This window comes from Niabella sp., from assembly GCF_030150205.1.
Classification (GTDB): domain Bacteria; phylum Bacteroidota; class Bacteroidia; order Chitinophagales; family Chitinophagaceae; genus Niabella.
On sequence record NZ_JASLGT010000008.1, the window covers coordinates 688,010 to 709,639 of the forward strand.

The window sequence follows — 21,630 nt, forward strand, 5'->3', positions numbered from 1 at the left end:
GAGTGTTGTATAAATTTGAGAAGAACGATTTTTAATTTAAATACGGAAAACATTGACAGAAGCAATTATTAACCTGGAAACAGTGAACCCCATCGATTTTTTTGGGGTCAACAACGGAAAACTGGATATCCTGAAGAAAAAATTTCCACTCCTTAAAATACTTTCCCGTGGCACTCAGATAAAGTTAAGCGGTGCCCCCGAACAGATCGCAGAGGCTAAAGAAAAAATAAATCTCATCGTATCCTATATTGAACGCAATGGTCATTTAAGTGAAAACTATTTTGACCAGATCCTGGGCGGCGACGATATGGAAACGATCGATCATTTTCAGGAGCGCAATCCCAACGAAGTATTGGTATTTGGTCCTAACGGAAAATCGGTTCGTGCACGAACGGCCAACCAGAAAAAGCTGGTGCAGGAAGCCGAAAAGAACGATATCCTTTTCGCCATCGGACCTGCAGGTACCGGTAAAACCTATACCGCAGTGGCCCTGGCCGTAAGAGCCTTAAAGAATAAACAGGTAAAGAAGATCATTCTTACAAGACCCGCGGTGGAAGCCGGTGAAAGCCTGGGCTTTTTACCGGGCGACCTGAAGGAAAAGATCGATCCCTACCTGCGGCCGCTTTACGATGCGCTGGATGATATGATCCCCGCCGATAAGCTGGGCTATTACATGACCACACGCACCATTGAGATTGCTCCGCTGGCTTATATGCGCGGGCGTACACTGGACAATGCCTTTATCATCCTGGATGAAGCACAGAACGCAACCGATCTGCAATTAAAGATGTTCTTAACGCGTATTGGCGCCAATGCCAAGGCCATCATTACCGGCGATATGACGCAGGTGGATTTGCCCCGCAACCAGAAAAGCGGTCTGCAAACCGCGTCTCGGATCCTGCGGAACATCCCCGGCATCAGTCATATTGAACTGGATGAAGAAGATGTGGTACGTCACCGGCTGGTTAAAGCCATCATTAAAGCGTATAATCAGGAACATGAAGAGCAGGAGCAGCGCTTTACCCAGCATACAAAGTAACAGGGGTAGCATATTCCATTTTACCTTTAAAGGGTGGCCTTGGGGCCGCCTTTTTCTTTTGCTGCTCCTGACTGCTTGCCGGGCCAACCGCAGTCCGGTACCACCGTCCGGCCCGGCAGTGCAGCAGGCATTGAACCAGCTGAAGCCCCTGTTGCATCCCGGAGACCTGGTACTCCGGAACGGAACAGATGCCACCAGCCAGGCTACCCGTAAATTTAACCGCAGGGATACTTCGTTTTCGCATTGCGGTATCATCGATGTGGAAAAGGATACCGTATGGGTATATCATGCCATCGGCGGCAGTTACAACCCTTCACAAGCACTGAAGAAAGAGCCGCTGGACAGCTTCTCCAAACCAGGAGAAACCGACCGCATCGCCATTTACCGGTACCGCCTTACCAGGGAAGAACAGCAGCGGTTAATGGCCATCGTACAGGAGCATTATAAAAATAAACTGCCCTTTGATCTCTTCTTCAACTTTGATACCAACGACCGGATGTATTGTTCCGAGTTTGTATTTAAAAGCGTAAACAAAAGCATGAATGGCCGCCTTTCACCGGTGATCCGTAAACAGACCCCGCCGGTTTACATCGCTATTGACGACCTGTTTTTAAATGAATGGACCAGCCTGGTACAAAAGATCAATTATAATGTGCTTCAATAGCATAGGACCGGCAACCAAATGTCCCTTATATTGGTGATCGGGCACACCATCGCCGATAAGTACCTACATTTGCACTCTAAAACCAATTTACATTATGAAAAAAGTAATTCAGTTGCTACCCGTTGCCCTCCTGCTGATGGCCGGTGTTATAGGATGTCAGTCAGGCAGCGACCCCAAAGCGGTCCTGGTGCATTTCTTTGAGCTACTTGCAAAAAAAGACATCGACGGTGCGGCAAAGCTGGCCACGAAAGACAGTAAATCCACACTGGATATGATCAAAAAGGGCATGGATATGGCCCAGAAGATGGATACAGCCGCCGAAAAAACAGACCCCACCAAAGAATTCAAAGACGTAGAGTTTGGCGATCCCCGGATCTCCGGCGACACCGCATACGTTAAAGTAAGCAGCAAAAGCAAAAAACAGGATCCCTCTGAAATATCACTGGTGAAAGAAGACGGTCAGTGGAAAGTAGATTTTTCCATGGCCGCGTTGATGAAAATGGGTATGAGCAAAATGCAGGAAAACGGTGGTACCGAAAACCTGGAACATCCCAATGTATCGCCGGAGCAACTGGAACAGGCGCAGAAAATGGCCGACAGCGCAATGAAAAATGTAGATCCTCAAAAACTGAAGGAACTTGAGGGCATGGTGAACTCTGAACAGGCACAAAAAATGGCCGACAGCATTCTGAAGCATGTGGATCCCAAAAAAGTAGAAGAGATCCGGAAAAGTCTGGAAAAGGCAAAATAAGCAGTAAGAGAGCATAAAGTTGTTTATCTTGCAGGAATGAAAAGAACTGGTTTTTACTTTTTATTCCTGCTTTTTTTATTGTCCGCCTGTTTGCCCGATAAGGCCGATAAAAATGAGCCCGGCGATTCAGATATCGATGCCGCACGCAGTTTTATACAGGCCGCTCTCAGAGGAAATTTTAAAAGTGCGGCCAGTTATATGCTGCACGATTCGGCCAATGATGAACGCCTGGATGCTGTAGCCCGCATGCCGCGCAGCCCTGATGAAAAACAGGGGCTCTGGGATGCTTCCATCAATATCCATCAGCGTAAATTGCTGAACGATTCCGTAAGCATTATCGTTTACTCCAACTCTTATTACAAAAACAATAAAGACACTTTGAAAGTCGTAAAAAGAGACGGAGCCTGGCTGGTTGACTTTAAATACCTGTTCGACCCCAATAAATAAACCGTTTACAATAAATAGTAGTGGAAAAACATTCCGATTAAAAAACTCGTTATTTTTGATTGAACAGAGGGAACAGGAAGTAACGATCCTTATTGACTAAAAAACATGAATACGATGGCAACAATTACACACCCATGGCACGGAGTTAGTTATGGAGCAGGTGCACCGGAAATTGTAAATACGATCATTGAAATACCGGAAGGATCGCGTGCTAAATACGAAATTGATAAAGAAACGGGGTTGTTAAAGCTGGACAGGGTCATCTATTCTTCCTTCCACTACCCGGTTAATTATGGTTTTATTCCCAAAACCCTGGGACAGGATCATGATCCGTTGGATATATTGGTGCTTTGCTCTCAAACCATCCGCTCCTTTTGCCTCGTAAGGGCTAAGGTGATCGGCAATATGCAGATGATCGACAGCGGGGAGCGGGATGATAAGATCATTGCCGTAGCCATTGACGACCCTTCTGTAAACCACTACGAAAATATTGACGAATTACCGCATCACTTCCTGCTGGAAATGCGCAATTTCTTTGAACAATATAAGGTACTTGAAAGCAAAAAAGTAGAGATCGACACCTTCCAGGATAAGGAAACAGCGTTGTCCATTATCTCTGAAGCGATCGATTACTACAAGAAAAAGTTTAAAGAAATGCCTGCTTAACGATTTGTTTTATGAAACACCTGCTTATCATCTTGTTCCTAATAGGAATTGCGGCCCCGGCTTCCGCACAGGAACAATTTTATAAGGTGGTGAAAGAGTATTTCAGGGTAAACCCGTTTGCCGGGCGGTTTTCAGACTTTGTGAACGCTGTTAAAACGGATCCGGAGCTGAAGGTTACGGAAGACACACCAAAAACAGATACCAGCCTTTTTAACATACAGGGCGATTACAAAACATTTAATCCATTTGCCATCCGTGCCCGGAGGGTAGAAATGCTCCTGGGAGAAAAGCAGCTGGTGATCCGGCATAAAGACCATGCGCTTGACACCTTTGTTTTTTACCAGATCACCGGTTTTTTTGATAGCACTGTTCAAACAGTCAAAGCGGTGCAAAAAGAATACAAAAGGATCTGCAAGAAAATAGCAAGGGACCTTCCGCAGGGAGAAGAACTTTTACTGACAAAGATCAAGGGCATTCGCGATGGAGCGCTGACCAATCTTACCTCCAAGGGATCATCCTCCCCGCCCATATCCGTAGGCTGGTATATAAAAGACGGCGGAGAACTGGCATTACTGGTTGCGCTTCGTATGAACTACGTCAATAACCGCGCTGTTCCCCGGGGTGGTTACTTTTCCATTAGACAATATTTCCAACAGTTCTATCTTCAGGGAGATTAAACTGCGGCATGCGCTTGATCAGCTTCAGCTGATGGGTACGCTTTCCGGTTTCACTGTGGATGATCCCCTTTTTGTCGATGGTATCAATCCGCACATTCCCGGAAGAATGGATGATTTTGTCGGGCCCTAAAAGAATGCCCACATGTACAATTTCCTGGCGGTCATCAAAGAATGCCAGGTCTCCCACCTGGGCATCCTGCAGTTTCTTCACGGCTTTTCCTTCCTGGGCCTGCTGCCAGGCATCCCGCAGCAATGCGATCCCCGCCATTTTAAAAATGGTTTGTGCAAAGCCGCTGCAGTCCACGCCCAGTATGGTTTTACCACCCCATAAATAAGGCGCGTTCAGCCATTGGCGGGCATATTTTTCAATGGCAATACGATAGGCGTCCGGGGTTACTGCTGGGGCTGCAACAGCGCCGTCATAATGATATTCCCAGTTACCAACCGCTCCCCTGCCCTGTATGGGATTCCATATACTGGCCCCCATGGGTATATGCATGGGCAGCCCGTTTACTTCGATGGTATTTAATAAATCACCCGCCAGGGCCGGCTGCAGCGGGCTCCGGGCGGTTTCCTTATCAATTTCATGAAACATATGATGGGTAATCCAGCCCTTGTACCCATCGTACAGGCTTTTTACTTTGTACCAGCCCTTTTCCTTAAAAGAAAGGATGGCCAGCTTTTCACCGAATAGCAATTGGTTCACCATTTCATATTTATGATGCGGTTTCTTCCGAACCGGTGTCACCGGCATCACCACGATCCCATATTTCATAGCTCTGTTTTTAAAGAAGGATAAAGATAAATATTAAAGTCAGAAGTGAGCGGTTAGCTTTTAGCGTTTAGCTGTTAGCCATCAGTTTTCAGTTATCAGTTATCAGCTATCAGCGATTAGCCATCAGTTATCAGTCTTCAGTTTTCAGCTTTGCATTCGCCATCGGTGATCTGGAATCTGGTACCAAATGGGATCTATTCCGGAGCTTTAAACAACGTTTAGCATTCAGCGTTTAGCATTTAGCACCCGTAAGCGTAAATCATTTTGTATGTTTGAAAAATCACCAGGTCCCCCTGTCTCCATATCCCCAAAAGCTATCCGCGTTTAGCTTTCAGCCATCAGTCTTCAGTTTTCAGTGTTCAGTTTTCAGCGTTCAGTCTCAGTTATCAGTCATGCTCAGGTGATCACACCTCTATTGAGGGATAGCATTGAGTAACAGATCTGCATATCACGAACGGAATCATCTGATAACTGATTGCTGAATCTGATAGCTATTGTGAGGCGTGTTTAGCATTGACGAGTATAAAACCGGATTTAACCCGCCTCGGCGGGCAGGCCTGTAACTTTAAACATTAAACCTCCCTCATTGATATGGAATCTTTACATTCTTGCATCTTATCAATAGTTTAAATACCTTTATTTGCGTGAACCAAAGCCGTTATGACCATATAGGCGACCAGGAATTGCTCCGCCGGTATCTGCAGGACCACGACAGTGCGTGGCTGGGGATCCTTCTGGAGCGGTATACATTGCTGCTCTTTGGGGTATGCATGAAATACCTTAAAGATGAAACCCAGGCACAGGATGCCGTTCAGCAGATCTTCCTGAAGGTAGTGCAGGAAGTGCACAAGTACCGGATCGACTATTTTAAATCCTGGTTATACACGGTGGCCAAGAATCATTGCCTTACGGTATTACGCGATAAAAAGCGGAACATTCCCGTGGCATTAACCGAAAACGATCAGATCGCTGATGAGCCGGAAGAAGTGCCGGAACAGGAAGCCATCAGTCCTGAACTGTTGAAAGACGCCCTGGATGCGCTGAGCGAGGAGCAGCGACAATCAGTAATTTTGTTTTACCTGAAGAAAAAGAGTTACCAGGAAATCAGCGCGTCCGAAGGATATAGCTTGTTGCAGGTAAAGAGTTATATTCAGAACGGCAAGCGGAACCTGAAATTGCTGATTCAAAAAATGCTTAAAAAAGCAAAAAAAGAGAATGGCTGAAGATTTAAAAGACATATTATCCCATCTGAATAAAAATGTAAGCCAGGAAACCCTGCTCCGTTACCTGAAGAAAGAGCTGGGCAAGGAAGAAGAGCATGAGGTAGAACGGCAATTACTGGAGGATGCGTTTTATAATGATGCAGCAGAAGGTTTACAGGAAGTGGAAAACCCGGAGCGGTTAGTGCTGATTGCCGAAGCCCTGAACCGCGACCTGAGAAAACGCACCGAAAAGAAAAGAAATGCCCGCAATAAACGGCATCTGCAACCCCAGTGGTGGCTTTATTTTTCCATCCTCATCCTGCTGATCCTGCTGGTGCTGGTATATCTGCTGCTTCACGGGAAAATGGCAAGTTGATCACAATCAACGAATTACCGGTTAAGCAACCGCGTTTGTGCGTTGAATGTGCACAAAATGAACTCAACATTAAGTTTGTATTAACTTTACATTAATTCTTTTAACAAACGCCCCATCCCTTCGTTTCCGGTTGTACCTTTGCAGCATAAATTTTTTGTTATGCAATGGAAGACTATTACATCCAGCCTAGGTAGTACCGGATTTGGATTGTGGTACAATGGTCAAAAAATGCTAACCCTTGCCTACAAACCGAAATCCGATTCGGTTTACCTGGAATCAAAAGATGGGGAAAAAAGACTGTTTCATTATAAAAAGAAAGGTCTTTTTAAGAACAAGCGGGTATTACAAAATGAATATGGGGCAGAACTGGGTAAAATTTCCCGGGAAGGACGCCAGAAATACATTGAAGTAGACGACAAACGGTTTTACCTGAATTTTAAGAATGACAATAACAATGTTATTGAGATCATCGACGAGGCCGGTCAAAAACCGGTAGCTGTTTGTTCCGTGGAAGGCGATAACCCAAGTGATGCTACCAATTATAGCCTGCTTATGGTTATGTGCTTTTACCTGTTTCAGCCAAAAAATCATAACCAGATCGTTGCTGCAAGAGCCGCGATCTAAAGCTCGTTGTAAATCCTTTTAGCAAATTGCTCCAGCGAAGGATCCCGCGCGCCCATTAGCAGCAAGGTGGTGCCCGGCTGCAGATGACTGCCTGCTGCGGAAAGCAGCTGGTCCCGGTTCTCTACAAAATAGGCATTTTTACCTGCCGCTTTCAGATCACCGATCAGGTCTCCGGCAGAAATATCTTTTGTAGTAGTTCCCCCGGCATAAAAAATCTCGCTCATCCAGATCTCATCCTGTGGTCTTAACGCATTGCCGATTTCTTCCACAAACTCTTTACGTAAAAATTTGGTAGGTGTATACCCATGGGGCTGAAACCAGGCCACCACTTTGTCCGACACCGGCTGACAGGAACGGATGGCCGCCGCACATTTAACGGGATTATGCGCAAAATCATCGACCACCCAAACCCCGTTCTTTTGGCCAAGGACCTGTGCCCGGCGGTAAATACCTTCATATTGTTTCAATGCAGCGGCAGCTGTTTCAAGGGATACGCCGGCAAGTGCCGCGGCAGTGGCCGCAGCCACCGCATTTTCCATATTATGATGTCCCAGCAGGTTCAGTTCAAATGGTTGCCCATTGAGCGCAAAAGATATGTGGAAGCCGTTCTGTACAAAACCGGTTGCCCGAAACCCTGCACCAGCACCGTTTCCATCCACACAAAAATCATTGGCCGGATCTGCAGATAATTTTGCAGCATGCGCGTTCGACCGGTTTACACAAAAACGGTTGCTGTTGTTTTTAAAGGTCTCAAATACCTGCATCAATTCTCCCAGCTCTTTATGATCCTTTTCAATATTCAGTAATAAGCCCACTTCGGGATGATATTGCACAATGGACCCATCACTTTCATCGGCCTCAATGACCAGCCAGTCCCCGGCACCTACAAAGGCATTCCCTATTTTTCCCTTTTTTATCAGGGTTACCAATCCTGCCCCGCTGATCACCGAGGGCTGCAGGCCTCCCTGTTGCAAAATATCGAACAACATACCGGTAGTGGTGCTTTTACCACTGGTACCACCTACGGCAATGGTCTTTTTACTGGCAGCGATCAGCGCCAGGAGTTCGGAGCGGTGCATCACCGGAATATTCAATGCTCTGGCCTTCCGGATCTCCTCTACCGTATCTTCGATGGCCGTGGATGCCACGATCAGGTCTGTGTCCGGTGTAATTCCCTCCCCGTTTTGTAAAAAACAACGGATTCCTTCAGCTTCCAGCTTTACCTTAATATCCCCGGCTTTCCCCTCGTTAAAAAACCGGTCGCTTCCGGAAACATTCTTTCCAATACCCTGTAAATACTGTGCAATCGCACTCATGCCGGCGCCGGCAATACCAATAAAAAAAGGGTTGTTGATTTTTTGCAAATCAATATTCATGTTGTCTGGCTTAGTTGCTGCAAATGTCGGGAAACGGTTAATGCTTTCAAAAACGGATTTGGAGGGATCCCGGAAAAATGCCCGTATACCCATCCGCTAAAAAACAATCTGTAAGGTCAGCGAAAAAGCCCGTTTGCATGTGCACCGATGAATTGCTTTTAAAGCTATACTTCCTTGTCTTTATAAAACCGGATCATCTGGCCATAATCCCATTTACGCTGTAACGCGTAAATGCACCGGGTAATGCGGGTAATCTTCGTGGCATCTGTTTTTGCCGCATCCACCCACTTGCTGAAATAACTCTGGCGTGAGGGCGCCAGCGACCTAAAAAATGCAAGTACCTCGGGCTCTTCAGCTAAACAATCCAGCAGTTCTTTATTGAGCTCATATTTTTTGGGGTCCAGCTGCAATTGCAGTTCCACCAGTGCGCCTTCCTTTTTACGGATGCCCTTCCGCATGGTAGCATTCACCGGCAGGATAAAATTTCCCCCGCCCATGGGCAGCAGGGAAACGCCGGCAATCTTATGGCTGTCGATGGTGCCCTTTACCAGGAAGCTTTTTTTATTGCCCGGCAGCAATTCCTGTGCAAGATCGGCCGGCACTTCAATATAGGTCCAGCCCGTCTTATCGCCATTTTCGCCAAACTTCATCAATCTTGCGGTTAAAGAAACAGTAGCCTGCTTTTTCATGTGATAAAGTTCCGGCATCTGCCGTAAAATTTTCATATCCCTGCAAAAATTTTTCAGATAAAATCCGGACTTATCCGGCAGATCATTCTGCTTTATATGTGCAAGGTGCGCCCGGGAACCACCCAGGGATTAAATTGACAAAAAACCTGGGCATGCGGTTACAGGTTGCCGGACAATGGCCTGAACCGGGCGCTAAAACGAGCATACCCACTGCACTTGCTGCTTGCTTACAGGAAGGTTGTCATTTGCCGGTTTTTAACAAAAATTATTTGCTTTTGGCCTTCAATAGTTGTATATTTATTTTAATATATAACCAAAAATGAAACGTTATGGCCATCTATGATTTAACAGGGCTGTTAACCGTCACCGATTGTGATGTGGCCCTTAAAACCGTATCCAAAACCATCGCAAAACTGCAAAAGAAAAGAGATGTGCTTGAGCACAGGCTGGAAGTGCACGAAGAGATGGTGTTCAAAGTAACGGAAGAACGCCGCAGCCTTGAGCTGGACGTATTACTCCTTAATAGCAGATTATCCAGGATGGAGGAAGGCTACCGGGCCCGGGAATGCCGCTATCAAATACACCGCGCCGAATGCCGGATCGAATTCCTGGATCTCCGCCTGGAAAAATACAGCCAACCGATGCTGCTGGTAAAGCAATTTCATCTGAACCAGGTACGGTCTGCACTGGAAGACGCCGTACAATTTAAAGCGGAACTGGAAGCACACCGTACCGCATTGCTGCAGGAAGCAGCAGCTCAGCAACCCGCCATTGCAGCAGCACCGGTAACCACTATGATGCCGCTCACTCCTGTACCACAGCCAACGCAGCGCCCCGATCACCTGGCACAGCCGAAACCGGTTGCCCGGTTTTTGCACAAGCGAACCGGTAAACGGTTCCCGAAGACCAAACAGGCCATGAGGCGGGCCGGATAGGACTGCTCCCTATATATACCCGGAGCCATTTGAACGTGCATCCGATCTGCCAATAATAAATCGATGTTGTTCCCTAAGCGATTTTTATAGTTGCTGCAGATAGTCAATTGCAGGTCTGATTTAACCGCGAAGGACGCAATGTATCCGAAATGGTCGCAACGAAAATCGCTGGTCATCCCGGTTCCCTGCGTGCCCTTGCAGTTGCGGTAAAATGGAATCATGAATGGTATGATTGCCGCAGATGCGCTGATTGCGGTTCGATTTAACCGCAATGTGCAATGTATCCGCAGTGGTCGCAACGAAGGTTATTGGGCTAAATGCCTTCAGGAGCGCTGCAAGCGAACCTTTCATTCTTTGCGGTTTAAGGTGTAACCGCAACGCCCGCAAAGAAACCGCAACGGTCGCAGGAAAGATCGAATGTCCTCGCGTCCTTGGCGAAAAACCTCGCGCTCCTTGCGGTTTGGCAGTTAACCACAATGTGCAATGTATCCGCAATGGTCGCCATGAAAATCGCTGGTCATCCCGGTTCCTTGCGTGGCTCTTGCAGTTGCATTCACCCACCACGGTGCCAGGATTCGGGTAGCTGTACCGGTCCGCCTTCTGTCTTTTTACCCTCGGCTATCCACGTAACAGCGGCCCGGCCGGGCAGATCGCGTCCTGCTTCTTCCTGAATACTTTTATAGCATCTGCCGCAAAATTTTCATTTCTTTGCAAAAATTTTCCGGATAAAAATCGGACATATGCAGCAAACCATCACGCTTCGCGTAAAGCCCGAAGAGGCGGAAGACGCGCAACAACTTCTTCCCCTTATTGCCCGTACCCTGGGTAAAAACAACGGGGCCATTTCGGGCTATACCATCTTAAAAAGTTCCATTGATGCCCGCGGGCGCCAGGCGATGATTCAGCTCTCGCTGCTGGTTTATGTAGATGAACCGGCTAAAGAACGGGAACTGATCCTGCCGGTTTATCAGGATGTACATACAGCCACAAAGGAAGTGATCATTGTGGGAGCCGGGCCGGCCGGACTTTTTGCCGCCCTGCAGCTGCTTGAAAAAGGGATCAAACCCATTATATTGGAGCGGGGCAAGGACGTGCGTACCCGCAGGCGCGATCTGGCGGCCATCAATAAACAGGGCGTTATGAACCCGGAAAGCAATTATTGTTTCGGAGAAGGCGGAGCCGGCACGTACAGCGATGGTAAACTGTACACGCGCAGCAACAAGCGTGGCGACATCAACAGGATACTGAACACCTTTGTGCGCTTTGGCGCTGAGGAAAAAATATTATACCAGGCGCATCCGCATATCGGCACCAACAAACTGCCCCAGATCATTACGGCCATGCGTGCGCAGATCCTGGCAAGCGGCGGCGCCGTTCATTTTAATAAAAAAGTAACCGGCTTCATCACCGGCAAAAACAGTCTTAAAGGAGTAACCACTGCTGATGGCGATGCCTTTACCGGGGCAGCCGTGATCCTGGCAACCGGGCATTCTGCGCGCGATATCTTTCACCTGCTCCACAACGAAGGCTTGCTGATTGAAGCCAAGCCCTTTGCCCTGGGCGTACGGGCAGAACATCCGCAAACCCTGATCGACCAGGCACAATACAAATGCGATTCCCGCGGTGAATGGCTTCCCCCGGCCTCCTACAGCCTGGTACAGCAGGTGGGCGACCGCGGTGTATTTTCCTTCTGCATGTGCCCCGGCGGTATCATTGCGCCCGCCGCTACGGATCAGCAGGAGATCGTGGTCAATGGCTGGTCGCCCTCCAAACGCAATAACCCCTATGCTAATTCCGGGATTGTGGTACAGGTGGAAGAAAAGGATGTACATGCGATTCCCGCATTTAAAAAAGCATACGGGGCAGCATTGAACAGTCCCCTGTTCCTGCTTTATTTTCAGCAATGGGTTGAGCAGCTGGCTTTTACGGCGGGAGGCGGCCGGCTGGTGGCTCCGGCTCAACGCATGGTTGATTTTTGTGAAGGCAAACAGTCTCAAACACTTCCGGACTGTTCCTACCTGCCGGGGCTTCATTCCGCTCCCTTATGGGAAGTGCTGCCCCCCTTTGTAACCACCGCCCTTCAACAGGGTTTTCAGCTGTTTGGCAACAAGATCAGGGGATATTACTCCAACGACGCTGTCATTGTTGCCACAGAATCCCGCACCTCATCACCCGTAAGGATCCCCAGAGATGCAACAACCCTGGAACATCCGCAACTTTCCAACCTGTATCCTTGTGGCGAAGGCGCCGGGTATGCCGGTGGTATTGTAAGTGCTGCAATGGATGGCGAGCGGATTGCGAAGACGATTACCTTGAAAATTGGGCATTGAGCGGGCAGCGGTTAGCCTTCAGTCTTCAGTTATCAGTATTCAGTTATCAGTATTGCACATCAAGCAAGAAGCGTAATCTAACGTGGAACTTTAAACCTTAAACATGGAACTCCTTCAGCTTTCAGTCACTGCTAAAGGCTAAGGGCTGACTGCTGATAGCTAACCGCCGAAAGCTAGTCCCTCGTCCTGAAATTATTACTGATCAGCCACCCCTTTTCGATCAGTTGATTCTTACGGTAGGCTTTGCGCTCCTTACGGAACTGTTTCTTTTCATAAGGCTGTGCCACCAGGCTGCCCAGATCGGGCCGGCCGGCATTTACCCAGGCGGTGTACCAGAAATCGGATAGGTCATTGGCACTGCGAATGAGCTGTTCATCTACAGATCCTTTTAATGCTTTATTAAATTCCACGGCAAACGCCTTCGAATAGAACCGGCGGTTCTTTCCCCAACGGAATTCCCAGCGGTATTTTTTGGAAGTATCGGTAAAGCTTTTCGAAACTTCCCGTTCCGCCGCAAACATTGCCGGCAGCAGGGAGTGTGTATGCTTCATAATGCCCCAGATGGCATTTTCCACAGAAGGCAGGTACCGTGCCTTATGCCGGCTTTTGATCGCAAAGCCCGTCAGCGCTGTTTCCGGGATCGTGGTTTCCCAAAGATCATGCATGCCCTGTTGATTGGTCAGCTGCCCGTCGTAGTTGATCGAAGTATGCAGGGGCACATGCGCATCACCGATATAATGGCCCAGATCCGTAGCATAAAAAATGATGCTGTCCTTATCTTTCCTCCGGAAGGCTTCCGTTAGTTTTTGCTGCGTTTCCACTACCACGTAAGGAAGGGTGCCGTATTTCTTCAGGGTGTCTGCCGTATATTTTGCTACTGCATCTTCCCATTTATGCGGAACGATATCAAAGGCATTGTCGCCATAATATTCACCATCCAGGAAATGTTTATTGCCTTCTGCAGGATCCACATTCCGCCGCTGATCCGGCCGGGGGGCATTATATACCAGGCTATCCATATGCGTGTAGAAGAACGCCTGCATTTTTTTGGGTAACCCGTAAATAGCCAGTTGATTTACCGTACGATGTACCAGGAATCCCCAGCTGCTCAGGCCCACCATCAATACCATCAGCAATATTCCGATCCGTTTGTTCTGCTTCATATTTTAGAATAATGCTGCAAAGGTGCGATAAAATCTTCAAAGCAAAAACCGGCATATACCGTTTCAGCGCCTCTTATCAATGCATTCATCAATGGCAAGGCAGCGGGATAACAAATCGTACATTTTTACCAACCGTTCAGCAATAACCGGCCTACGCATCTTTTTCTGCCGCCGGCTTTTTCGCTTCCGGGCGTTCAATGTGGCGTTTCCGGTATAATTGTCATACAGCCGGCGTTTGCTATATTTACATCCTAAATCATTTGTATGGACTTACTGCAGGTTGCGCATCTAAAAAAACATTTTGCCACGCAAAAGGCGGTTGATGACATCAGTTTCTCCATTTCAGAAGGACAGATCTTCGGGCTGCTGGGGCCCAATGGTGCGGGCAAAACCACACTGATCCGCATGATCACCGGAATTTTTTATCCCGATTCCGGAACCATTACGCTCGACGGCAAGGCCTTTGACCCGGCCAACGATATTGGCAAGATCGGGTATATGCCTGAAGAAAGAGGATTGTACAAAAAAATGAAGATCGGGGAACAGGCATTGTACCTTGCCCAGTTGAAAGGATTGAAGAAAAGGGAGGCCGTTAACAGTTTAAAGACCTGGTTTGCCAAACTGCAAATGGACTCCTGGTGGAATAAGAAAGTGGAAGATCTTTCCAAAGGGATGCAGCAAAAACTGCAATTTGTGATCACTGTTTTACACCAGCCACGGCTGATTATCCTGGATGAACCCTTCAGCGGACTGGACCCGGTAAACAGCAACCTGATCAAAGATGAGATCTTTAATCTTGCACGCAACGGCGCTACCATTATTTTCAGTACGCACCGGATGGAACAGGTGGAAGAGATCTGTGATCATATCATCCTCGTAAATAAAGGACAGAAAATCCTGGATGGCACTGTACAGGAGATCAAACAGGAGTTTAAGGAACATCTTTATAAGATCTCTTTTGCGGATGCGCCGCCACAAACAGCAGTACCGGATCTCTTTGAGATCAAACAGGCCTCGGCGGATGCCCTGGTAATTCAAAAACATCCTGAAGTAAGCAATAACCAGGTGCTGGCCCATTTTTTAAATGCCGGCAGTGCCATCGAATCCTTTAATGAGATCCTTCCTTCATTAAACGATATTTTTATCCGCCAGGTAGAAGGCACACCGCTGGCACGCCAATTTCAAACCACTCAAGCCTGAATCTCATGAATAAGATTTCATTAATCATACAACGGGAATACCTGAGCAGGGTTCGTAAACGGACCTTTATCATTACCACATTGCTATTCCCTCTTTTATACCTGGCCCTGATCTTCGGCACTTCCTACCTGTCAGAAAAAGCCGGTACAAAGCTAAAGATCGCCATTATTGATTCGTCCGGCAGCTTTACACAACAACGTATCGACAAGGCCAATAAGGAATTCCCCAATAGTACCTTAACCCTGGTAAAGGAAGAACCGGCCGTGCTGGATCAGCAGTTTGAGCAAAAAGGATTTGACGGCTACCTGGTGATACCTGCCAATACCATGGTAAGTCATGCTCCCGGTCAGCTGGTGGTAAAATCAAAAAAAACACTGGGAACCGTACCCGATGTACAAACCAAGCTAAATACCATCTGGAGCGAGATCAAATACGAGAACCTGGGCATCGATACGCTTAAGCAGCAATTACTCAACCAAAGTCAGCTGACCATCAAATCGGAGAACATGGAGCACAAGGAAACCAATGCGTCAATGGCTTATGGCATCGGTTTTGTATCCGGTTTCCTGATCTATTTTATCCTGATCATTTACGGAGCCCAGGTGATGATGGGCGTTATGGAAGAAAAAACCAACCGGATCGCAGAGATCATTGTATCCTCTGTAAAACCCTTTCAGCTCATGATTGGTAAGATCATTGGTATTGCCTGTGTGGCGCTTACCCAGTTCCTGCTCTGGATCGCTTTTATTTTTATTATTTACAATGCTACCAGGGCTGGTTCCGGGGCACTGAACAACAGCGCGCTTACCGGTGCCGTGGGCGGCGTACAGAAATTATTTACCGATACCAATGTACCGGCCATCCTGTTTCTTTTTATCTTTTATTTCCTGGGGGGATTTTTCTTTTATGCCTCTATTTATGCGGCTGTAGGAAGCACGGTAAATGAAGATATGCGGGAGGCGCAGTCGCTCAGCTTTCCCATTACCATGATCATTATTTTCGCATTCTTTATTATGATGACGGCGGTAAAAGACCCGGGTAGTCCGCTGGCGGTATGGTGCAGCATTATTCCGTTTACTTCCCCATTGGTGATGATGGCCCGTGTGCCTTACGGCATACCGGGGACCGTTCCCTACTGGCAGCTGGCATTAAGTATGTCGGTACTGATTGCCTCCTTCCTTTTTGTAACCTGGTTTGCCGGAAAAATTTACCGCACCGGTATCCTGATGTATGGCAAAAAACCAACCTGGAAAGAAATGATCCGCTGGGCGGTACGGAAATAATTTTGTTTCAGGTTTCACGCTAGATTTCGTTTTTCACTTGACGTGTAATACTGATAACTGAATCTGATAGCTAAGGGCTGTAGCTTTGGGGGGACAGGGAGACAAGTGGGGACAGGGGTGTTTTTCATGTAATACTGATAACTGAAGACTGATAACTGATGGCTGATGGTTGAACGCTGATAGCTGATGACTGACGGCTGAAGCTTTTGGAGGACAGGGAGACACAGGGAACCTGACATAACAAAAATTACAGACTCCGGACTTTTCACCATTTCCACATTCCCACATTCCCACATTCCCACATTTTCAAATTCTCAAATTCCCCCTCTCAACCAATCACTTAACCGCCGTTTAGCTCCCGCTCGCCGATATCGGTTTTACAAACAGCCCCGGAGTTTAGTAGATTTGCTCTATGAACGTGCGGGTATTCATCTTAAAATACAGAGAAACGATCACCTGGAGTGTGGTACTGATCCTCTTGTTTTTTATGAATACAGAAAGTACATTTTCGCTTTGCCCGTTCAAAGCCCTGGGCATCAGCTGGTGTCCCGGATGTGGCATCGGCCATTCGATGCACCATACGCTTCATTTCCGTTTTGGTACTGCCTGGCAAGAGCATAAACTTGGCATTCCTGCTACCGCGGTATTAATATGGCAAACCATTCAATCACTACCTATAACCAACAAAAACAATAATTATGAACCAGGAACAAGTATTACGGGTCATCCCGGATATTGAATATGATGAGTTGGTAACGCTCCTCAACATCACCCGTGAAATGGGAGTACCGCAACGGGAGCAGTTCCTTATGTTGTACCAGCGGAGAAGGAAATCGCGCCAGGAGCTCCTGTTATTGTCCCTGCTGGGATTTGTAGGCGTGGCCGGTATTCACCGCCTTATGATCGGAGACATTGCATTAGGCATTGTTTACCTGCTTACCGGCGGACTGTGCCTGATTGGTACCATTGTGGACATTATCAATATCAATTCGCTTACTACGCGTTACAATGCAAAACAGGCGTATGAAGTTGCGGCATTGGTAACCGCGGTATTTAACCAGCCCCGTAACTTTTAATTCTTACGCAGCCGTATCGCAGCACCCAGGTAATAATTCCTAAGGGGTGCTGCGTTATAATAGCGACCGCCAGCCGCATTAATATCATTTCCCAAGCTATAGGTTTCATTGAACAGGTTGTCTGCACCTGCATAAACATTCAGGCCTACCGCTTTTATTTGTTTCCGGTATCCCAGCTTTATTCCCAGCAGGTGATAGGCAGGTGTTTGCGCTGTATTGGCATCATTCAAAAAAACAGCAGCTGCCGTGTAATAATTGATGTCTGTATACAATCCCTGCCTCAACACCAGGCCCAGCTGGGTGTTGAGCGTATTCATCGGCACGCCGGGAACCCAATGGCCGGAGTAATCCTGGTTCGTTTTTACAAAGTCGTGGTATTTGAAATGGCTGTGCGCATAATTGGCCGTAAGATTTAGATAGTCTACCAACCCCGCGCTGAAGAAGTGCATATAGTTCGCATACAGCTCGGCCCCCTTCTGACGGATATTACCGGCATTGATAAAATAATCGGCACCGGCAGCATCGCGGCGCTGCACCAGGGCCTGGCTCAGGTTGAAATAAAAACCCGTTGCCTCCAGGCGCAATTGTCCGTTAAACAGCGCCTTCTTTGCGGTAAGCTCATAATTCCATCCGTGCTCCGCCTTCAGATCGGGGTTAATGATCGTTGTAGAGGGCAGCACTTCCGCCACGGTGGGCGGCGAAAAACCCCGGGATACAGTAGCCAGCAGTTCTACCGGCCGGAATTTTTTCAGCACCGTAAATCGCGGAGCTACTTCGTTATTATAGCGAAACACCTGTTCGGTAACCGGGTACTCGTTCAAACGGGTAAACAGCAACCGGCTCCGGTTCAGACTTACACCAGCCGTATAACTCCAGCTCTTCCGGGAAAGAATGCCCTGGGTAAAAACGCTATAGGTACCAATGGTTACATCATCGTCCGTTTGCAGGGTATCAGGCCGCCCGTTTTTATTGTTCGATACGCGGATGGCCGAGTATCCCTGTTGCGCTTCCACACCTGTACTCCATTGAAGATTGGTTTCTGCCCATTTCTTTTCAAAATCAAATACTGTGCGGCCACCAAAATGCGGTTCCTTCCGCTGCTCAAAATTGCGTATCGCGCTGTTTTTAACCAGTGCATACGTGCCATAACCCGTTGTGGCATTGCTCCAGTATGCTCCAAACTTTTGTTTATGGGTTACACCCGCGGTGATTGTTTTCTGCCAGATAGCCGCATTCACCTGTTCCGCACCCGGCAAAGCCCCGGCATTGGGACGCGCGGCACGCGGGTTCTGCTGATATTCTTTTAAGGTAAGGGCACCCGGTGTCTGGTAATACAGGTCTGAAAAAAGAACAGAAGCGATCAGTTCCTGATCCTTCCACTTCATCCGTGTGTTCCAGCTTAAATTATTCCGCTGCATGGCCGATTGCGCCCGGTAGCCATCGGACTGATCGTGGGCATAGGTAACGGTATTGCTATAGTTATCTTTTGTCCAGGTGCCATCTGCCAGGAGATGATGGGCATGGTAATTACCGGTAAAATATTCCACTCCCACACCGCTTTTTGTTGCTGCCGGGGGATCGATCAGGATCAGTCCGCCGGTACCCGCGCCATACATACTCGATGCCGGGCCTTTAAAAATGGTAAGCGCATTAAAATTATTAAACGCCAGCTGGTTAAAATACGTATTTCCTCCCGGATCAGTAAGCGGAATGCCGCCCCAATATACTTTTACATTCCGTACACCAAAAGGGGCACGCAGCGAACTGCCCCTGATATTAATACGATAACTACCGGGAGAACGTTCTTCCATCCGCACGCCTGCAATGGTATTCATTGCCGTAACCAATGATCTCTTACTGGTGGGCACGGAATATTCTACCCGGCGCACTACCGCTGTTGTAATATTGTCTTTTTGCTGAAAGGCCCTGCTGGTAACCGTAACAGGGTCGATGGTTTTAACGGAATCGGTTTCCTGGGCAGTTATTACCTGCACGTTCAGAAGAAAAAAGAAAAAAATGAAGTACCTCACACCATAAAAATGCAACTTTTCAGGCAAACAAAAAAGATTCTGTGCCCTGGTATCCAATGCGCTATCCCTCTGCTCATATTTCAGTATCTTCACCGTAAGCATATTTGCTGTCTGATAAAGCGTTTACATGGGCCGATTTGTTACTATAAAGGATATTGCCAAAAAGCTGAACATTTCTGTTTCGACGGTTTCCCGCGCGTTGAGAGACACCTATGATGTGAACCAGGAAACGCGGGAGAAGGTACTGGCAATGGCAAGCGAACTCAATTACCGTCCCAATTTTAATGCCACCGGGTTAGTGAACCGCAGCTCCCACAACCTGGCCGTGATCCTGCCCTTTGTAACCAATTATTATTTTTCAACGGTGATCACCGGCATACAGGAAGTGGCTTATCAGCAGGATTATAATATCATCCTGCATATTACCAACGACGCCCCGGAACGGGAACTTTCCATTGTCAAAAACCTTGCGGTATCGAACCTGGATGGATTGCTGATCGCGGTTTCTTCCGATTCAGACGCCTATACTCATTTTCAGCAGGTGATCGATGCCGGGGTACCCATCGTATTTTTTGACCGGGTACCGGATGCCATTCATACGTCGAAAGTGATGCAGGATGATTACAATGGCGCCTTTGAAGCAGTGGAACATCTCATTGAAAAAGGATACCGGAAAATTGCGCATATCGCGGGGCCCGAAGGATTGGGCTTTACCCAGAAACGAAAAAAAGGCTACCTGGATGCACTGCAAAAACATGGGTTGCCCGTAAAGGAGGAATGGATCGTTCATTCGGGTTTCGCACAGGAAAACGGACAGGCGGATGCCGCAATCCTCTTTAGCCGGAAGGACCGGCCGGATGCCATTTTTGCCGCAAATGACCGGAAGGCCATTGGTGCCATGATCACGCTAAAGGAACAGGGCATTAAAATCGGGAAACAGGTGGGCGTGATCGGCTTTACCAACGATCCGGCTGCAACGATTGTTTCCCCAACCCTTTCTACCATTGCCGAACCGGCATTTGAGATCGGGAAAAAAAGCTGTGAGTTACTTTTAAAGCATATCGGCAAGCGGAATTTTATCCCGGAGGAAGTGATCCTGCCCGGCACGCTGATTGAACGGGAATCTACCCGCCGGTAACCGCATCCCTGTTATAAATAACCTTTCCGCCGATGATCGTTTGATGAATCGTTACCTGATCGTCAAAGAGCACCAGGTCCGCATCCCTGCCTGCAACCAGCGCCCCCTTTTGCTGATCGATATTCATGATCCTTGCCGGTGTTGCCGTAATCATCCGCACGGCATCAACCAACGGAACTTCCGCAAGCTGCACCATATTCCGCACCAGGCGATCGGCCGTGGCCACGCTTCCGGCAAACGAACTGCGGTCCGGCAGCCAGGCCACTCCTTTATCTACCATCACCTTCAGGCCGGTTTCCCGTCCGCCCAGCACGCTTTCCCCCTCCGGCATACCGGCAGCCCGCATGGCATCTGTGATCAGCGCCATCCGGTCGGCCCCCTTGATCTTTACGATCAATTTTAATAACGGAGCCGGCAGGTGGATCCCATCGGCGATCACTTCCACATCCATGGCGTCGATCAGGTAGCCGCTTTCAATAACGCCCGCATACCGGTATCCGTTCCGTCTGGAAACACCAGACATTCCCGAGTAGAAATGTGTGGCAAGTGTATATCCGTTCTCAAAAGCCGTTACCACTTCATCATATACCGCATCCGTATGTGCGATGGCCGGAAGCACATTCCTGGACAAAAGGTACTGTCCCAGTTCAATAGCGCCTTCCAGTTCGGGTGCCGCGCTCCAGCGCTTAATAGAGCGGGAGTAACCGATCACTTCTTTGTATTCCTCAGGGTCGGGGTTGCGGATATAGCGCGGATCCTGGGCACCCCGCTGGTTCATCGCAAAATAAGGTCCTTCCAGGTGCATGCCCAATAACTGCGCCCCCCGGTGGTTGCGCTGCTGTGCACGTTCAAAAACATCCAGTGTATTCAGCAGGTCCTGCTTTTCACTGGTAAGTGTTGTTGGATATAATGAAGTGGTACCATACTGCGCATGCGTTTCCGCTATTTTAAGAAATGCCTCCTCCGTGCCATCCATAAAATCAGCGCCCCCTCCTCCGTGTACATGCAGATCGATAAACCCCGGGGCCAGGTACCGGCCTTTTGCATCAATTTCAACGGCTGCACGCACTTCCAGGTTTTGGTCGCCCACATATACAATACGGTTCCCCGCGGCAATTAATATACCCTCTTTAATGATCCGCTGGGGCGTAAGGATCCGGGCATTGATGATTTTCAGATAATGTTCCAT

Annotated in this window: 22 protein-coding genes; 16 read left to right on the forward strand and 6 right to left on the reverse strand. The window is 48.0% G+C overall.

The window, feature by feature from the left end:
• The first annotated feature begins 52 nt into the window (after positions 1-52).
• From Q1V85_RS07600 to Q1V85_RS07625, 6 genes are all read left to right on the forward strand, one after another.
• Complete coding sequence (locus Q1V85_RS07600; RefSeq protein WP_300598704.1) at positions 53-1,039, forward strand: PhoH family protein; 987 nt, start codon at positions 53-55, stop codon at positions 1,037-1,039.
• Between the two features lie 118 nt (positions 1,040-1,157).
• Positions 1,158-1,703 carry a YiiX/YebB-like N1pC/P60 family cysteine hydrolase gene (locus tag Q1V85_RS07605; protein ID WP_300598705.1) on the forward strand — a complete coding sequence of 182 codons (546 nt, stop codon included), beginning with the start codon at positions 1,158-1,160 and terminating at the stop codon, positions 1,701-1,703.
• A 94-nt stretch (positions 1,704-1,797) separates the two neighbouring features.
• A complete protein-coding gene (locus tag Q1V85_RS07610) occupies positions 1,798-2,454 on the forward strand; it encodes a DUF4878 domain-containing protein (protein ID WP_300598706.1) in 657 nt (218 codons plus the stop codon).
• A gap of 36 nt (positions 2,455-2,490) precedes the next feature.
• On the forward strand, positions 2,491-2,901 hold the full coding sequence (locus Q1V85_RS07615; protein ID WP_300598707.1) for a hypothetical protein: 411 nt from the start codon (positions 2,491-2,493) through the stop codon (positions 2,899-2,901).
• 114 nt (positions 2,902-3,015) lie between these two features.
• Positions 3,016-3,567: an inorganic diphosphatase gene (locus Q1V85_RS07620; RefSeq protein ID WP_300598708.1), complete on the forward strand. Its 552-nt coding sequence runs from the start codon at positions 3,016-3,018 to the stop codon at positions 3,565-3,567.
• 11 nt (positions 3,568-3,578) lie between these two features.
• Positions 3,579-4,244, forward strand: coding sequence for a hypothetical protein (locus tag Q1V85_RS07625; protein WP_300598709.1), 666 nt, complete (start codon positions 3,579-3,581; stop codon positions 4,242-4,244).
• Here Q1V85_RS07625 and Q1V85_RS07630 read toward each other — a convergent pair.
• Positions 4,204-5,019, reverse strand: a complete 816-nt coding sequence (locus Q1V85_RS07630) for a C40 family peptidase (protein WP_300598710.1) — start codon at positions 5,017-5,019, stop codon at positions 4,204-4,206. The genes Q1V85_RS07625 and Q1V85_RS07630 overlap by 41 nt on opposite strands.
• Before the next feature lie 644 nt (positions 5,020-5,663).
• Here Q1V85_RS07630 and Q1V85_RS07635 point away from each other — a divergent pair.
• From Q1V85_RS07635 to Q1V85_RS07645, 3 genes are all read left to right on the forward strand, one after another.
• Complete coding sequence (locus tag Q1V85_RS07635; protein WP_300598711.1) at positions 5,664-6,242, forward strand: sigma-70 family RNA polymerase sigma factor; 579 nt, start codon at positions 5,664-5,666, stop codon at positions 6,240-6,242.
• The gene (locus tag Q1V85_RS07640) at positions 6,235-6,597 is read left to right on the forward strand and encodes a hypothetical protein (protein WP_300598712.1); all 363 of its coding nucleotides are present in this window, start codon (positions 6,235-6,237) and stop codon (positions 6,595-6,597) included. Before Q1V85_RS07635 ends, Q1V85_RS07640 begins: the two co-directional genes overlap by 8 nt.
• A 159-nt stretch (positions 6,598-6,756) precedes the next feature.
• Positions 6,757-7,221: a hypothetical protein gene (locus Q1V85_RS07645; protein ID WP_300598713.1), complete on the forward strand. Its 465-nt coding sequence runs from the start codon at positions 6,757-6,759 to the stop codon at positions 7,219-7,221.
• Here the strand turns inward: Q1V85_RS07645 and Q1V85_RS07650 are convergent.
• Entirely contained in the window at positions 7,218-8,597 is a 1,380-nt protein-coding gene (locus Q1V85_RS07650; protein ID WP_300598714.1) for a Mur ligase domain-containing protein, read from the reverse strand. The two genes, Q1V85_RS07645 and Q1V85_RS07650, sit on opposite strands and share 4 nt — an antisense overlap.
• 164 nt (positions 8,598-8,761) lie before the next feature.
• Positions 8,762-9,322, reverse strand: a complete 561-nt coding sequence (locus Q1V85_RS07655; protein ID WP_300598715.1) for a YdeI/OmpD-associated family protein — start codon at positions 9,320-9,322, stop codon at positions 8,762-8,764.
• A 293-nt stretch (positions 9,323-9,615) separates the two neighbouring features.
• On the opposite strand from Q1V85_RS07655, the gene Q1V85_RS07660 reads away from it, so the two are divergent.
• Both Q1V85_RS07660 and Q1V85_RS07665 read left to right on the forward strand, forming a co-directional pair.
• Positions 9,616-10,221, forward strand: coding sequence for a hypothetical protein (locus Q1V85_RS07660; protein ID WP_300598716.1), 606 nt, complete (start codon positions 9,616-9,618; stop codon positions 10,219-10,221).
• A 740-nt stretch (positions 10,222-10,961) separates the two neighbouring features.
• On the forward strand, positions 10,962-12,551 hold the full coding sequence (locus Q1V85_RS07665; protein ID WP_300598717.1) for an FAD-dependent protein: 1,590 nt from the start codon (positions 10,962-10,964) through the stop codon (positions 12,549-12,551).
• Positions 12,552-12,724: 173 nt separating this feature from the next.
• On the opposite strand, the gene Q1V85_RS07670 is transcribed toward Q1V85_RS07665, so the two are convergent.
• On the reverse strand, positions 12,725-13,714 hold the full coding sequence (locus Q1V85_RS07670) for a zinc dependent phospholipase C family protein (protein WP_300598718.1): 990 nt from the start codon (positions 13,712-13,714) through the stop codon (positions 12,725-12,727).
• 264 nt (positions 13,715-13,978) lie between these two features.
• Between Q1V85_RS07670 and Q1V85_RS07675 the strand changes: the two genes are divergently transcribed.
• The 4 genes from Q1V85_RS07675 to Q1V85_RS07690 all read left to right on the forward strand — a co-directional run bounded on the left by Q1V85_RS07675 (position 13,979) and on the right by Q1V85_RS07690 (position 17,273).
• The gene (locus Q1V85_RS07675; RefSeq protein ID WP_300598719.1) at positions 13,979-14,914 is read left to right on the forward strand and encodes an ABC transporter ATP-binding protein; all 936 of its coding nucleotides are present in this window, start codon (positions 13,979-13,981) and stop codon (positions 14,912-14,914) included.
• 5 nt (positions 14,915-14,919) lie between these two features.
• Positions 14,920-16,197 carry an ABC transporter permease gene (locus Q1V85_RS07680; RefSeq protein WP_300598720.1) on the forward strand — a complete coding sequence of 426 codons (1,278 nt, stop codon included), beginning with the start codon at positions 14,920-14,922 and terminating at the stop codon, positions 16,195-16,197.
• Positions 16,198-16,609: 412 nt separating this feature from the next.
• Positions 16,610-16,936: a DUF2752 domain-containing protein gene (locus Q1V85_RS07685; RefSeq protein ID WP_300598721.1), complete on the forward strand. Its 327-nt coding sequence runs from the start codon at positions 16,610-16,612 to the stop codon at positions 16,934-16,936.
• The gene (locus Q1V85_RS07690) at positions 16,896-17,273 is read left to right on the forward strand and encodes a TM2 domain-containing protein (protein WP_300598722.1); all 378 of its coding nucleotides are present in this window, start codon (positions 16,896-16,898) and stop codon (positions 17,271-17,273) included. Before Q1V85_RS07685 ends, Q1V85_RS07690 begins: the two co-directional genes overlap by 41 nt.
• On the opposite strand, the gene Q1V85_RS07695 is transcribed toward Q1V85_RS07690, so the two are convergent.
• Positions 17,270-19,267 (reverse strand): TonB-dependent receptor plug domain-containing protein, encoded by a 1,998-nt coding sequence (locus Q1V85_RS07695; protein WP_300598723.1) that lies wholly within the window; start codon positions 19,265-19,267, stop codon positions 17,270-17,272. The two genes, Q1V85_RS07690 and Q1V85_RS07695, sit on opposite strands and share 4 nt — an antisense overlap.
• A 163-nt stretch (positions 19,268-19,430) precedes the next feature.
• On the opposite strand from Q1V85_RS07695, the gene Q1V85_RS07700 reads away from it, so the two are divergent.
• Entirely contained in the window at positions 19,431-20,441 is a 1,011-nt protein-coding gene (locus tag Q1V85_RS07700; protein ID WP_300598724.1) for a LacI family DNA-binding transcriptional regulator, read from the forward strand.
• Here Q1V85_RS07700 and nagA read toward each other — a convergent pair.
• Positions 20,428-21,630 carry an N-acetylglucosamine-6-phosphate deacetylase gene (gene nagA, locus Q1V85_RS07705; RefSeq protein ID WP_300598725.1) on the reverse strand — a complete coding sequence of 401 codons (1,203 nt, stop codon included), beginning with the start codon at positions 21,628-21,630 and terminating at the stop codon, positions 20,428-20,430. The genes Q1V85_RS07700 and nagA overlap by 14 nt on opposite strands.

What these genes read in the sequence shown, in the direction of transcription:
- Q1V85_RS07650 (WP_300598714.1), bottom strand. Translation starts at nt 8,597, where the DNA reads ATGAATATTGATTTGCAAAAAATCAACAACCCTTTTTTTATTGGTATT.
- Q1V85_RS07660 (WP_300598716.1), top strand. Translation starts at nt 9,616, where the DNA reads ATGGCCATCTATGATTTAACAGGGCTGTTAACCGTCACCGATTGTGAT.
- Q1V85_RS07610 (WP_300598706.1), top strand. Translation starts at nt 1,798, where the DNA reads ATGAAAAAAGTAATTCAGTTGCTACCCGTTGCCCTCCTGCTGATGGCC.
- Q1V85_RS07665 (WP_300598717.1), top strand. Translation starts at nt 10,962, where the DNA reads ATGCAGCAAACCATCACGCTTCGCGTAAAGCCCGAAGAGGCGGAAGAC.
- Q1V85_RS07620 (WP_300598708.1), top strand. Translation starts at nt 3,016, where the DNA reads ATGGCAACAATTACACACCCATGGCACGGAGTTAGTTATGGAGCAGGT.
- Q1V85_RS07670 (WP_300598718.1), bottom strand. Translation starts at nt 13,714, where the DNA reads ATGAAGCAGAACAAACGGATCGGAATATTGCTGATGGTATTGATGGTG.
- Q1V85_RS07645 (WP_300598713.1), top strand. Translation starts at nt 6,757, where the DNA reads ATGCAATGGAAGACTATTACATCCAGCCTAGGTAGTACCGGATTTGGA.
- Q1V85_RS07640 (WP_300598712.1), top strand. Translation starts at nt 6,235, where the DNA reads ATGGCTGAAGATTTAAAAGACATATTATCCCATCTGAATAAAAATGTA.
- Q1V85_RS07685 (WP_300598721.1), top strand. Translation starts at nt 16,610, where the DNA reads ATGAACGTGCGGGTATTCATCTTAAAATACAGAGAAACGATCACCTGG.
- Q1V85_RS07625 (WP_300598709.1), top strand. Translation starts at nt 3,579, where the DNA reads ATGAAACACCTGCTTATCATCTTGTTCCTAATAGGAATTGCGGCCCCG.
- Q1V85_RS07675 (WP_300598719.1), top strand. Translation starts at nt 13,979, where the DNA reads ATGGACTTACTGCAGGTTGCGCATCTAAAAAAACATTTTGCCACGCAA.
- Q1V85_RS07690 (WP_300598722.1), top strand. Translation starts at nt 16,896, where the DNA reads ATGAACCAGGAACAAGTATTACGGGTCATCCCGGATATTGAATATGAT.
- Q1V85_RS07700 (WP_300598724.1), top strand. Translation starts at nt 19,431, where the DNA reads ATGGGCCGATTTGTTACTATAAAGGATATTGCCAAAAAGCTGAACATT.
- nagA (WP_300598725.1), bottom strand. Translation starts at nt 21,630, where the DNA reads ATGGAACATTATCTGAAAATCATCAATGCCCGGATCCTTACGCCCCAG.
- Q1V85_RS07615 (WP_300598707.1), top strand. Translation starts at nt 2,491, where the DNA reads ATGAAAAGAACTGGTTTTTACTTTTTATTCCTGCTTTTTTTATTGTCC.
- Q1V85_RS07680 (WP_300598720.1), top strand. Translation starts at nt 14,920, where the DNA reads ATGAATAAGATTTCATTAATCATACAACGGGAATACCTGAGCAGGGTT.
- Q1V85_RS07630 (WP_300598710.1), bottom strand. Translation starts at nt 5,019, where the DNA reads ATGAAATATGGGATCGTGGTGATGCCGGTGACACCGGTTCGGAAGAAA.
- Q1V85_RS07655 (WP_300598715.1), bottom strand. Translation starts at nt 9,322, where the DNA reads ATGAAAATTTTACGGCAGATGCCGGAACTTTATCACATGAAAAAGCAG.